Below are 12,208 nucleotides of genomic sequence, written 5' to 3'. Positions count from 1 at the left end.
CCTCGACTCCTCCGACACGATGATCCCTTCCGCTGAGACAAACCGCCCCAGCTTCTCCGATCACCATCCGACCCACAAGATCTCAGACAGTCCCCCCCTGCAAGGGGTGCGGATGCGAATAAAGGGTGCGGCTGGGTTCGTTCACGGGTGGAGGGAGAGCAGGTGGGACAGGCGGTGGTGGGAGGTGCGGCGGGCCGCGGGGTCGTGGGTGCTGGTGTGGACGAGGATTTCGTCGGGAGTTGTTCGGGAGAGGAGGGATTCGAGGGATTCGGCGACGGTGTCCTCGGTGCCCGAGATGTGGTGGCGGAGGGCGTCTTCCAGGTAGCGGCGCTGCCTCGGGGGGAGGGTTTCGGGGTGGATGTCCTCGGGTGGGATCAGGGGTGGGAATTCGCCGTGGGTGCGGGAGTAGGCGGCGGCCCAGGCCTCGGGGAGCAGGAGGCGGTGCGCCTCGGCTTCGGTGTCGGCGATGAGGACGGTCGTCGAGATCATCACGTAGGGGGAGTCGCCCCAGGGGGCGGGCCGAAAGTCCTTGCGGTAGTCGGCGATCGCCTCGGCCAACGCCGCCTCACCACGGACGTTCGCGATGACCAGGGGGAGGCCGAAGCGCGCCGCCCGCGCCGCTCCCGAACCGGTCGCCAGCAGATACGCGGGAATCCGCAGCCCCTCGGCGGGCCAGGCGTGCACGCCGTCACGCCCCCGTGACAGATACTCGAGCAACTCCGTCAGCCGCGCGTCGAAGTCCTCGGCGTCGTCCTTGCCGTGCCCGAGCGCCCGCCGCACCCCGCCGGTGAACCCGACCGAACGACCCAGCCCCATATCGATCCGCCCGGGAAACAGCGACTCCAGCACACCGAACTGCTCGGCCACCACCAGCGGTCGATGATTCGGCAGCATCACCCCGCCGGTCCCCACCCGGATCCGGCTCGTCGCGGCCGCGACCGCCGCTGCCAGCACGGTCGGCGCCGAACCGGCCACACCGGGCACGCTGTGATGCTCCGCCACCCAGAACCGGTGATACCCCCACCCCTCGGCCAGCCGCGCGAATTCGACCGTCTCCCGCAGCGCCTCCGGATGACTCTGCCCCCGCCGGACCCGGGAGCGATCGAGGATCGAGAACCGCACCGCATTCATGCCGGGCACAACGCCCGCGCCCTGACATAAAATTTCACCGTTGAGCCTCGCTAAACGCCCATGCTGCGACTGGCCCTTGTTCTCCCTGGTCCTTGGGGAGGACGATTCTGGTGGACGCGTGCGCGACCGCCGCGACACGTCTGTGAATTAATGTCAGTATCCAACCTGCGGCAACGGGAGGGCCGATGGTCGTACTGTCCGTCGTGATCTCGGCGCTGCTCATCGCGGCGGCGGGCGTGGCGTGCTGGTGGCTGGCCCACGACGAGTCGGCCACCGATCTCGAACTGGCGCACCGGGTGTGCGGACGCTGCCTGCTCGACGGGGTCGACCACGGCCGCAACTGCGCGCCCCCGGCCCAACCCCGGCCGCCGGTGCGAGCCGCGATCGCCCCCGCACCGGCCGCCTCGCTCAGCGGCGGAGTTCCTGCGCCTTGGCCTTCGCGCCCTGAACCATGAGATGCCAGGCGTCGGGATCGCCGCGCAGCACGGCCTGGCCCATATCCTTGATCTGCTCGAAGGTGGCGTGCGGCGGGATCGGCGGCATCTCCGGATCGGTCAGCACATCCAGCACGGTCGGGACATCCGCGGACAGCGCCTGCCGCCACGCGTCCGCCAGCTGATCGGGGTCGTCCACGGTGATCGCGTGCAGGCCGAAGCATCGGGCGACATCCGCGTAGGAGATGTCCGGAAGGTCCTGGGACTGTTCGAATTTGGGGTTGCCGCCCATCGCGCGCAGTTCCCAGGTGACCTGGTTCAGATCGTTGTTGTGCAGCACGCACACCACCAGCCGCGGATCGGACCACAATTCGCGATACCGCGCGATCGTCATCAGCTCCGCCAGCCCGTTCATCTGCATCGCCCCGTCACCCACGATGGCGATGGCCGGACGATCGGGATGGGCGAATTTCGCGCCGATCGCATACGGGACGCCCGGTCCCATGGTCGCCAGAGTTCCCGACAGCGAACCACGCATATGACCGCGGAACCGCAGACAGCGGGCGTACCAGTTGGCCGCCGAGCCGGAATCGGCTGTGACGATGGCGTTCTCGGGAATCTGCTCCGACAGTTCCCACACCACCCGCATCGGATTGACGGGTTCGGCGGAAACCTTGGACTGATGCTCGACGGTCTGCCACCAGTGCTCGATGTTCTTCTCCACCTTCTCCCGCCAGGACCGGTCCTCCTTGCGGTGGAGCAGCGGAATCAGTTGTCGCAGTGTCGCTTTGGAGCTGCCGACCAGATTCACCTCGGTCGGGTAGCGCATCCCGATCATCGCGCCGTCCAGATCGATCTGCACCGCGCGCGCCTGCCCGAACTCCGGAAGGAACTGGGAATAGGGAAAATTCGAGCCGACGATCAGCAGCGTGTCGCAGTCGCGCATCAACTCGTAGCTGGGACGGCTACCGAGCAATCCGATCGGCCCGGTGACGAAGGGCAGATCATCGGGCAGAACGTCCTTGCCCAGCAACGCTTTCGCCACACCCGCGCCGGTGAGCTCGGCCACCTGGACCACCTCGTCGGCCGCCTCGCGCGCGCCCTGACCGATGAGGATCGCGACCTTACCGCCCGCGTTGAGCACCTCCGCCGCGCGGCGGACCTCCTCCTCGGCGGGCACGGTCGTCGACGGCAGGGTGCTGGGCGGGCTGGAGGGCACCTGCTTGAACGCGTGCTGCGGCGGCTCGTACTCCTCCTCCTGCAGGTCCGACGGAATGATGACCGCGGTGGGTGTGCGGTGGGTCATGGCCGTGCGGAACGCGCGGTCGAGGGCGTTGGGCAGCTGGCTGGGGACATTGACCTCGACCAGATAGGCGGAGGCGACGTCCTTGAACAGCGCTTGCAGGTCGACCTCCTGCTGATAGCTGCCGCCCATCGCGCTGCGCGCGGTCTGACCGACGATCGCGACCACCGGGACGTGATCGAGTTTGGCGTCGTAGAGCCCGTTGAGCAGATGGATCGCGCCCGGCCCGGAGGTGGCGGTGCAGACGCCGACTTTACCGCTGAACTTGGCGTAGCCGACGGCCTCGAACGCGGCCATCTCCTCGTGCCGGGCCTGCACGAAACGCGGTTGGTTGTCCGCGCGTCCGAAGGCGGCGACCAGACCGTTGATGCCGTCACCGGGATAGCCGAACACCTGCTCGACCCCCCACTCCCGCAGTCGTCGCACTACCTGGTCGCCCACCTGCATCGCCATCGACTCCTCCTGATCCGCGCGCGGAAACGTGTCGTCAACGGCGTGCTACCCGGTGCCCGGAGGCTCAATCACGCCCCGGCCGGGGGAGCGAGGAACATGTAGCTCTTCTCCTGGGATCGCCGGGTCATCCGCCAGCGGCCGTCCACCCGCGCGAAACTGTCGAGGTACCACAGGCCGTTGAGCATGAGCGTCGGCCGGCCGTCGCCGCCCGGGACGAGCATCGGGTTGTGGCACATGCTCCGGGCGGTGGCCGTGTCCCCGTCGACGCTGATCGAGGAGTTGCCCATGAGATGTTGGTAGGCAAGGAAATTCGGCAACACCGTGGCGAGGAAGCGTTTGGTCTCGGTCAGATCGCCCGCCGGGCCGCCCGTGGCCGTGTAGTCGATGTGCGCGTCCGGGGTGAAGATGTCGTCGAGCAGATCCCACTGCCCGCTGTCCACGGCGTGCGAGTACCGGACGAGCAGGTCCTCGATCTCCAGCCGATCCGAAATCTCCTGTAGGGACAACATCTTCGCCTCCGGGGTGCCGAGCCTTTCGATCATGTCATCAGGCCGCGGCGGCGCGGGGGCGAAAACGCGGAAAGTGCTACCCGCCGGAATCGAACCGGGCCACGAGCGCCCGGGGAGCCTTGTGCCGCCACGCGTCGGTGAGCAGTTCGGTCAGCAGCCGCTCGTCCGCGTTGGCGAGGTCCACCCGCACCGCGGACAGCCGCTTACCCCACCACTGCTCGGCGCACGTTTCCGGATACTCGGCCACGGCCTCCCGGACGCCGGATTCGTCACACATGACGTTGAGGCGATCCGGTTCCGGGAGGGTGGCGAAGATCTTGCCGCGCACCCGGAACGACGGAAAGCCGTGATGGGACTGCTCGACCGCCTCCGGCAGACCGAGCGCGACGCGACGCGCGGCCGCGGCGTCCGACATCAGCGCAATCCGTCCAGGGCGGCCTCGATGGCGCGATGGAAGGTCGGGTAGGCGTAGATCATCCGTCGCAAGGTCGTCGTGGGCACGCCCGCGTGCACGGCCACGGCCAACGCGCCGAGCACCTCGCCGCCCGCCGGACCCACCGAGGTCGCGCCCACGAGCACACCGCGGTCGGCGTCCTCGACGAGTTTGATCAGGCCCGCGTTGCCCGCCTTGTGGATCCAGCCGCGGGTCGAGGAGGCGAGATCGGTCACGGAGGTGCGGAGGTTCAGTCCTTCGTCGCGGGCCTGCGCCTCGGTCAGGCCGACCGCGCCGACCTCCGGATCGGTGAACGTCACGCGCGGAACCGCGTGGTACTGGGCGGTTTCCGAGGAGTCGCCGAGGATGTCGGCCGCGGCGATGCGCGCCTGATACATCGACATGTGCGTGAACGCGCCCTTCCCGGTGACGTCCCCGATCGCCCAGACGCCGTCCGCGGCGCGCAGATGATCGTCGACCTCGATGCCGTGCCCGTGCTCGTCCAACCCGACCGCGCCGATTCCCAACGCCGCCAAGTCCATTCGTCGCCCGGTCGCGACCAGCAGGTTCTCCACCTCGAGCGGTTCCCCCTCGCTCAGATGCACCGTGAACCGCTCGCCGTCGTGCTCGACCCGTTTCGTATCGACCCCTTCGCGGATCGTGATCCCCTCCTCCGCGAACACCTTCGACACCACCGCCGCGGCCTCCGGCTCCTCCTTCGGCAGAATCCGACTCCGCACGACGACCGTCACCTTCGCCCCGAACCGGGCGAAGACCTGCGCGAACTCCATCCCGACCGGCCCGCCGCCGAGCACGACGAGCGACTCCGGCACCGAGGTGGTGGTGACGGCCTCGCGATTGGTCCAGTACGGGGTATCGGCAAGCCCCTCGATCGGCGGAACCGCCGGAGCCGTACCGGGATTCAGCACGATAGCCTTACCCGCCCGAAACACCCGATCCCCCTCGGCCGTAGCGACGGTCACCTCCCCCGGCGCCGAAACCCGCCCCCACCCCCGCACGAACCGCCCCCCGGCCTTCTCGAACCGCTCGACGGCAACGGTGTCATCCCAGTTGTCGGTAGCCTCGTCCCGAATACGCCTCGCCACCGGAGACCAATCGGGCCGCACCTCCGCGTCCCCCGCCAACTCCCCCACCCGCCGCCCCTCGGCCAAGGACTCCGCGGCCCGAACCATCATCTTCGTGGGCACGCAGGCGTAATACGGACATTCGCCCCCGACCAGACGACCCTCGACGCCCACGACGGTCAACCCGGCCTTGGCGAGGCGGGTGGCGAGGTCCTCGCCGCCGGGGCCGAGTCCGACCACGACGGCGTCCACGGTTTCTGCGGGCATGTGCTCCTCCTGGGGTCGGGGTGACGGCTGGCCTGCTGCCCATGCTTGCACGGGGTGGGTCGGTCGGCGCGGATCTGGGGCGCGGAGAGGGAACCGAATCCGGCCGCGGGGAGTCGAAGTAGATGGGCCACTGAACGGCGGGGCCTTCCAGAATGGATGTGTGCTGGGCGAATATGGTCTTCACCCGTCTCGAGGTGCTCAATCCGCTTCGGCCACAGTAGGATTCGTGAGGTCGCCGCGAAGCAGTCGCTGCGCGGAGTGTGGGACGCGGTCCGATCGGGAGCCGAGAAGCTCGGCGGAGGAGGGGGCAAGTAGAGTGCGATGTCTGTCACAGATGCTGTGACGGAATACCAGGGGTTTCCGGACCGAATTCACCGGATGACGACTGTTTGGTTTCATCAGGTCGGCTTGACATGGCATGTCACGCAAGCGTGTCAAGGAGTAGCGCTCATAAGCATGGCTGCTCCGATCTTGTGATAGCGACGAATCCCCTACGCGGGATCGTCCGGTAATACCGGAATTACATTGATGACGGTAGTACTATCTGGCGCGAGCGGATTGGGTTGCTATCCCCTGCGGAGTTCGAAAACTTCATACCCCTGCGCTGCCGATACGTGTGCCAGCGCACCCATCGCCGTTAACTTGCTGGGCGATCTGTGCAGGTCAGGCGCATGAGGTAGGGTGAGATGTCCGGCTGTCTCGGCTGCACGAAAAGCGACCGCCGGGGTGCATCCCGGCGGCCGCCTACGGTGTGGTTCAGCTTCAGAGGTGCTGTGCGATCGCGACGAGCGCCAGTGTTGCTCCGGAGCTGCCGATGTGCGTCAAAACGGTCATCGGAACGGACAGTTGGATGGTGAAGGAGACCTCGGCTGTGGCTCTGCCATTAGCGGCAGCCGGGGTCTCTTCTTTTTCCCGTATTACCTCCTCTCCTCTCATCGAATTCTTGTTTGCCACAAATCTGTGACGCCATTTCAAGAAGGATCTCCTCACTGTGCAGTTGAAATGAGCGGAACTGAGGGTAGCCTGAGCAACCCCAGCTCCCGGGCGCGCTCGGAGTTCGAGCGGATGAACCGTACCCGATCAGAAGGTGACGCCGCCCTGTCCATCGGCACGACAGTTTAAGCGAGCGCCCGCGTAACCAAGCGGTCGGCACGCGAGCCCTCCCGCGTGTCGCGAGCGAGCAAACCGGCAGCGCATCGCCCGGATCCGGGGTCGTGGCCTCCCGTAATGGTCTTGTGCACGAGTTTCCTATGTGCTATAGCAAGCGGCATCACGGGAACATCCCGGTACTATCACAGGCCGGAAAACGCAGGATGTCGAGCTATCCACAGCCTGTGGAATGGAAATTTCTGTCAGCCCCGCTCCGCTGCAACATGCAGATGCACTTTCGTTCGGCCCCGCAGATGGTTTCCTGGAGTTCGCTGGGCCTCCTGCGCCGCCACTCGTCTTCGCGATTTCGCGAAAAGATGAAATGACTCGTACACGCCGGCCATTGCGCCCGGAAGCGCGACGTGTTCCGAAACTATGCCAAATGGCTTAAATAAGACAACCGGACGGTTGCTCGCCCGAGACAAGCATTTGTTTCATGCGCGAGTGCCGGTTTTTCGAGGATGGGTCGCCCCGGGGTGGGCACGCCGCAGGGAGCTTCGCGGGGATGCGGCCCGCAGGGGTCGGTCGAGCGGACCGCGCAAGATCGATGTTTAACCCCCACCCACCCTGGATACACTCCCCATCAAACCGCGCACCCGCCCGAAGGCAGACCGCGGTCCGAGACGTGCCCCCGGCAGGACACACAAAACATGGGCAACTGGAAAACGCCTGGTCATCGTGGGTAAGTATCCGGTTTAGCTATCGGGCCGGGTGTCTGCTGGTCGGTGCGACGTGGTCCCATCCTTGTGGTGCCCCTGGCGGGGCACCACAAGGATGGGACCGGCGGTGAACAGCGGTTTTCGTCAGGGACGTTGATAATCGAAGCGAGATTCCCTTATCCGAAGTCCGATTGATCCCGTTCGATGCTGGTGGGGGTCTGCTGCGACGCTTCTCTTCGCGGTGCTGCCGGGCGCGCTTGCGGAGTCTGCTCGGTTGGGTCGGGTAGGGGCTGCGCTGTAACCCATCGGCGGACGGTGCCGTAGGCCCCCACCGCTGCCGTGCGCTCGACGCGGGTGTCGTCCTGCCAGCGTTTGGTCCCCTTGGTGACCGCTCCGGTGGAGTGTCGATACCGCAGTTGCACCACCGCCGTGCCTCGGGTCAGCACTATCTCCTCGGGGCCGGTGTCAAGGCTGGCCCACCCGTGGTAGTCGGCTTCTGACCTGATCGTCTCGATCTGTGTGGAACCGCCGACGACCGGGCGTCGGCTACGGAGCACGACGATCAGCTCGCCTCCGCTGCGCCACAGCCGCTCCGAGGTGACACCCTCTCGGCCGAGTCCGCGTCCGGTCCATCGTCCGTCGTCACCGCGCTGGTATGAGCGGGGTCGTGCGATCGCGCCGCCGGTTTGGATCACCACCGAGTCCGCTCCCAGCGCCCGCAACTCCTCGACGCTGTCCAGCCGCTTCCCGGCGTCGACGGACACCGCGACCGGCGACGTCGCGGTCTGGGGTACCTGATCGGCCGGAGCGCCGGAATCGGTGCTGCGGGCGCGTGGCGGCCGCGGCCGCGGCTTCCGGCCGTCCACGGTCGAGCAGAGCTGGGCGATCGCTGCCGATAACGCCGCCAGGGCTTCGTTCAGCCGCGCTGCTGCCTCCTTGTCGAACTGGCTGACCGCGTCGTCGGCTGATGCCGCGTCGATCCGGTTCAACCACTCATTCAGCCGCGTTCGCGCTTCAACGATGGCAGGCGCGGCAGCGGCCGCCGTCGAGTCCTTCTCGTTCACCAAACCACTTCAACCACGCAAATCTTGAGACACCAGCCTTGCCGAGCTGAAATGCGCATTTACCAGCTACTCGGCAACCGTCACGCTACCAACTAGCGATCAACTGGACAAAGGGAGACCCTGGCGACTGCCCAGAGCGCTGACGCCGATGGCCGCCCCAGTGCACCTGGGCGGTTGAGGGTGGGCGCGCCGGTGAGTCGGCCGAGCCCCTGGCACGCGTTCGTTCGTCGGTCGCGCACCGAGTCCTTCGCGGATTGTCGTGGGCGGTGACCGCATCCCGCGTGCGCGAACCCGCACCAGCAGTGCGGGCCGGAGTTGCTCGATGTCCGGCCGAACGCAACGGCTACCGTAAGAACACACTAGCTCGACCGATCGGCACCCGGCTTCGGTGACCGGCCGACCTGGATGGAGCCCTGCGCGGGTGAGAGCGCTTGCTCAGGGCACCACTGGGTTACCGACAACGCACCCCGCCGGTTCGCCGTCGCAATCGTGAAATGCGTTAAGCCCAACCATATTCCGGCGTTCGTCCGTGCCCAGGCAAACAGGAAGCCAGGGACTCGGCCCTCCAGTCGCAGGCCCCCGGCCCTGATCCGCATCGGCAACTCACCGCGGAAGTGCGTGGGCTCGACCGGCAGGATGGATGCGAGGTCGACGAAGACCGGCCTCGGCGGATCGACCCCTCGGCGCAACGAGGGTGAGAAGGAATCCGGCCAGTCCTCGAACATGCTTTCGAACCTATCGAACCGATTCCGGAGTCTCCGAGTCGGCGCGGGCGAGCCGAGTCGACGCTGACCGTCGCAGTTTGGCGACGGCGGATTGATAGGGGGCGACCTCTTTGGCGCGTTCGAGGTAGAGGTCCCCGACGTGTTCCTCGATGTGGACGATCGGGGGTTGGGTCATTCGGGTGTTGGGCATCGTCGGAAATTCCAGGAGTGAGAACGACCCGATCAGCGCTCCGATATGGGTGCGGGTGGCGAAGGGGACGAGCCGGATCGACACGTTGGGGAGGTCGTTCATCTCTGCGAGGTAGTCATGTTGGTCGGCCATCACCGCGGGACCGCCCCACTCCTCGCGCAGCGCGGCCTCCGACACGAAAACCTCGGCGGTGAAGGCCGGATCTTGAAGGCGGGCTTGACGTTTCAATTCTCGTTGCACTCTCGCCTCGATCTGCTCGGCGGGTGCGTTGGGGGACTCGGTCCAGGCCACTGCGCGGCAATACTCCGGGGTACGCACGAGGACGGGCAGGCGGATGACCGCCCACGCGGTCAGGCGGACGGCTTGCTCCTCCGCCGCTGCATAGAGATCGAACTCAGTGGTGTTGCGGTCCAGATGGGGCTGCCACCAGCCGCCGCCTCGCCGGGCGGCGATGCGCGTTTCACGTGCCAGGGCCAGAATCACTTTCCGCTCCTCGTCGGAGGCGTTGTAGAGGTCGCACAAGGCGTTCATACGAAGGTCGTTCGCCGATCGCCACGAAAACCCTTCTTCCAGTCGGCCGATCGTTTGCGGGGAGGCTCCGAGGGCCTCGCCCGCCTGTGCCTGGCTCACCTTCGCTTTTTCTCGCAGAGCGCGGAGTTGCTGCCCGAGGGTGCGTTGCGCGAATGTCGAACCTTCTGCGGTCATTTCGATTTCTCCCATTCCTGTAGGTGTTTCTATCCATTCCGGCCCATTGCCCCCCTCAACATTCGGTTGTGGTTAAATGGTGGAAATCGGTTGGTTCTGCTGGGCGGCGCTCATAGCAGGTGTTTGGTGGAAGGGACGAGGTGACCGACGTCGGCGAGTGCTTTGAGCGCGGCTGCCTTTTTGCGGCAGCTCTGAGCCCGGCACCCGATATGGATCTGCATCACAGCGTGGGCGCGGTCGGTGGAGAAAGGTGTCAGAGGGGCCTGGTGGGATTCTTGTTCGGATAATGTGAGGGTGTGATGCATTGCCAGGGTGTGCATGGCGCGTTCCCCCTTCTCGGTGAGTATGAAGATGGTTCTTGATCAGCGGTGAGCCATTCGCGATTCAGGTGGTCGTCGTCTATTTATTCTCAGCGCGCGGCGGGCACGATATCCGGTAGTTTTTTGTCCGGGTACGGGTGAAGTGATTGTGTGGGAGAGCTCGAATCTCGATAGAGGTAGCATGGTGATGTCGCCTGGACGGAGAGCCACCCGTCGCCCAGGTGGGGATTTGTGACAGACAGGATGTAGCCGTCCGGGGATTTGGCGGCGGCCCACGAGTTCGATCCCGTCTCCCCGTGTGATTTCCAGCCCGGCCAGGATGTCCACAGATCGCGCAAGCGGTCGTAGACTTCGTCCGCTTGTTTCCAGGGCACTCCATTAACCCACATGAAAAGTCGCACTTGCTGGGGTCCGTGCAACCTGTACCCCGTATAACAGTTTTCGCTTACGTCTGCACTGAATGATCGGCCCCAGCTGCCTTCGCTCGGTGTCAACGAGAAACTGACACCGACGTCATCGGCGGTTTGCTGGAGGTAGTGGACGATGCGCTGCATCGCCAGGTCTTCCGTAAGGTATTCGTAGGTGGGCCCGTACGGCACGTAGTAGGGATATGGGTCTTTGGCTAATTCTCTCACCAGCATTACGACAACCATCAGCGCCGCGACCACTGGGGTGGCGAGGGCTGCTGTTGTGATGGCGAGAGCGAGTGTTTTCCACCTCGCGCGCCGTCGACCCGGACGCCTCGCGCTGTTATTGATGTCGGAGTCGGGGCTTTCACCTAGATCTTTATCACCCATCGTGTCTCTCGTCAGGGGTTGTCGGGCCGGTCGCGGTCACCACGTCGAGCCAGTCGAGGAACGGGTGGTAGTCGATGGGGTCGGTACTGACCAGCATCGGTTGGCCGTTCTCCTGGTCGCGGTGCAGCAGCCCGTGCTCGTCGATGCGGATGGCGGCGTGTTCGAACGGCACGAACCTCTTCCCGAGGGCTTCGGCGAGGGTGAGCGGGTCGTGCATCCAACTGCCGTCGCGCGAGCGGCACCAGATCGCGAAGTTCGTTCCGGCGATGCGCGCCCAGTCGGGTGCGTCGGGCGCGGTCAATCGCTGGTAGAGCGGCCAGCGCGGAGTCACTCGGATGGCGGGGACGCCGGTGTGCTCGGACAGCACGAGCCGCGGTGACGCGATGGTTCCCAGCACGGCGCGCGCGGCGGGGATGTCGACGCGCAGGTTGTGGCTGGCGCGGGTGGAATTGCGGTAGCGGCTGCCGTCGAGCCACCCACCCATCTGCACGAGCTGGATGTGATCGAGCAGGTCCGGGGCGAGGTTGCGGACCTGGGCCAGGCTGCTCAGCGGGCCACAGCCCACCCACAGCAGCGGCTCGCTGCTGCGCTCGCACAGCTCGCGCACCACCTCGACCAGCGGCGGGGTCGACACCTGCGGCCAACCCGCCACAGTTTCGTAGTCCATCGCCATCCGGCTCGCCCCCAGGTCGACCCCCGCGACGACCTGGACGTCGTCCCGGCCGAGGGCGCCGAGCATCGCCTTGCCCATCCGGGCTCGCAGATCGCCGAAGACCTCGTCGCAGGTGAAGACGGTCAAATCTGTGATGGTGCGGGCGGCGGCGATCAGGTTGATCGCGTCATCGGGGTCGTGCCCCAGATCGGTGTCGAGCACGATCGTGCGCGCGCGAGCGATCGGCGTGGCCGCGGTCTCGCAGTACCACGGCGTCGGTGCGGTCGAAGACATCGGTTCTGCTGCTTTCAAAAGTTGTTGGGTTACTGTGG

The 12,208-nt window shown here is 66.0% G+C and carries 10 protein-coding genes; 1 reads left to right on the top strand and 9 read right to left on the bottom strand.

What is annotated here, in order from left to right:
• Positions 1–141 precede the first annotated feature (141 nt).
• Positions 142–1,131, bottom strand: coding sequence for an LLM class flavin-dependent oxidoreductase (locus ACFYTQ_RS28370; protein ID WP_387367538.1), 990 nt, complete (start codon positions 1,129–1,131; stop codon positions 142–144).
• Between the two features lie 185 nt (positions 1,132–1,316).
• Here ACFYTQ_RS28370 and ACFYTQ_RS28365 point away from each other — a divergent pair, with 185 nt between their 5' ends.
• Positions 1,317–1,586: a hypothetical protein gene (locus tag ACFYTQ_RS28365; RefSeq protein ID WP_387367520.1), complete on the top strand. Its 270-nt coding sequence runs from the start codon at positions 1,317–1,319 to the stop codon at positions 1,584–1,586.
• Here the strand turns inward: ACFYTQ_RS28365 and ACFYTQ_RS28360 are convergent.
• From ACFYTQ_RS28360 to ACFYTQ_RS28325, 8 genes are all read right to left on the bottom strand, one after another.
• A complete protein-coding gene (locus tag ACFYTQ_RS28360) occupies positions 1,540–3,321 on the bottom strand; it encodes a thiamine pyrophosphate-requiring protein (RefSeq protein ID WP_387367517.1) in 1,782 nt (593 codons plus the stop codon). The genes ACFYTQ_RS28365 and ACFYTQ_RS28360 overlap by 47 nt on opposite strands.
• Before the next feature lie 68 nt (positions 3,322–3,389).
• Positions 3,390–3,830 carry a nuclear transport factor 2 family protein gene (locus ACFYTQ_RS28355; protein WP_387367535.1) on the bottom strand — a complete coding sequence of 147 codons (441 nt, stop codon included), beginning with the start codon at positions 3,828–3,830 and terminating at the stop codon, positions 3,390–3,392.
• Between the two features lie 76 nt (positions 3,831–3,906).
• Positions 3,907–4,245: an MmcQ/YjbR family DNA-binding protein gene (locus tag ACFYTQ_RS28350; protein ID WP_387367514.1), complete on the bottom strand. Its 339-nt coding sequence runs from the start codon at positions 4,243–4,245 to the stop codon at positions 3,907–3,909.
• Positions 4,245–5,615 carry a dihydrolipoyl dehydrogenase family protein gene (locus ACFYTQ_RS28345; protein ID WP_387367511.1) on the bottom strand — a complete coding sequence of 457 codons (1,371 nt, stop codon included), beginning with the start codon at positions 5,613–5,615 and terminating at the stop codon, positions 4,245–4,247. Before ACFYTQ_RS28345 ends, ACFYTQ_RS28350 begins: the two co-directional genes overlap by 1 nt.
• 1,984 nt (positions 5,616–7,599) lie before the next feature.
• Complete coding sequence (locus tag ACFYTQ_RS28340; protein WP_387367508.1) at positions 7,600–8,487, bottom strand: hypothetical protein; 888 nt, start codon at positions 8,485–8,487, stop codon at positions 7,600–7,602.
• A 735-nt stretch (positions 8,488–9,222) separates the two neighbouring features.
• Positions 9,223–10,107, bottom strand: coding sequence for a helix-turn-helix domain-containing protein (locus ACFYTQ_RS28335; RefSeq protein WP_387367505.1), 885 nt, complete (start codon positions 10,105–10,107; stop codon positions 9,223–9,225).
• Positions 10,108–10,516: 409 nt separating this feature from the next.
• Positions 10,517–11,224: a hypothetical protein gene (locus tag ACFYTQ_RS28330; protein WP_387367502.1), complete on the bottom strand. Its 708-nt coding sequence runs from the start codon at positions 11,222–11,224 to the stop codon at positions 10,517–10,519.
• On the bottom strand, positions 11,217–12,170 hold the full coding sequence (locus ACFYTQ_RS28325; RefSeq protein ID WP_387367499.1) for a nucleoside hydrolase: 954 nt from the start codon (positions 12,168–12,170) through the stop codon (positions 11,217–11,219). Before ACFYTQ_RS28325 ends, ACFYTQ_RS28330 begins: the two co-directional genes overlap by 8 nt.
• Positions 12,171–12,208 lie beyond the last annotated feature (38 nt).

This window comes from Nocardia sp. NPDC004068 (assembly GCF_042874315.1).
In the GTDB taxonomy this organism is placed as follows: Bacteria; Actinomycetota; Actinomycetes; order Mycobacteriales; family Mycobacteriaceae; genus Nocardia.
The sequence above is the reverse complement of the archived record's forward strand: the minus strand, read 5'-3'. Positions and strand labels throughout refer to the sequence as shown.

What these genes read in the sequence shown, in the direction of transcription:
- ACFYTQ_RS28345 (WP_387367511.1), bottom strand. Translation starts at nt 5,615, where the DNA reads ATGCCCGCAGAAACCGTGGACGCCGTCGTGGTCGGACTCGGCCCCGGC.
- ACFYTQ_RS28365 (WP_387367520.1), top strand. Translation starts at nt 1,317, where the DNA reads ATGGTCGTACTGTCCGTCGTGATCTCGGCGCTGCTCATCGCGGCGGCG.
- ACFYTQ_RS28360 (WP_387367517.1), bottom strand. Translation starts at nt 3,321, where the DNA reads ATGGCGATGCAGGTGGGCGACCAGGTAGTGCGACGACTGCGGGAGTGG.
- ACFYTQ_RS28325 (WP_387367499.1), bottom strand. Translation starts at nt 12,170, where the DNA reads ATGTCTTCGACCGCACCGACGCCGTGGTACTGCGAGACCGCGGCCACG.
- ACFYTQ_RS28350 (WP_387367514.1), bottom strand. Translation starts at nt 4,245, where the DNA reads ATGTCGGACGCCGCGGCCGCGCGTCGCGTCGCGCTCGGTCTGCCGGAG.
- ACFYTQ_RS28335 (WP_387367505.1), bottom strand. Translation starts at nt 10,107, where the DNA reads ATGACCGCAGAAGGTTCGACATTCGCGCAACGCACCCTCGGGCAGCAA.
- ACFYTQ_RS28355 (WP_387367535.1), bottom strand. Translation starts at nt 3,830, where the DNA reads ATGTTGTCCCTACAGGAGATTTCGGATCGGCTGGAGATCGAGGACCTG.
- ACFYTQ_RS28330 (WP_387367502.1), bottom strand. Translation starts at nt 11,224, where the DNA reads ATGGGTGATAAAGATCTAGGTGAAAGCCCCGACTCCGACATCAATAAC.
- ACFYTQ_RS28370 (WP_387367538.1), bottom strand. Translation starts at nt 1,131, where the DNA reads ATGAATGCGGTGCGGTTCTCGATCCTCGATCGCTCCCGGGTCCGGCGG.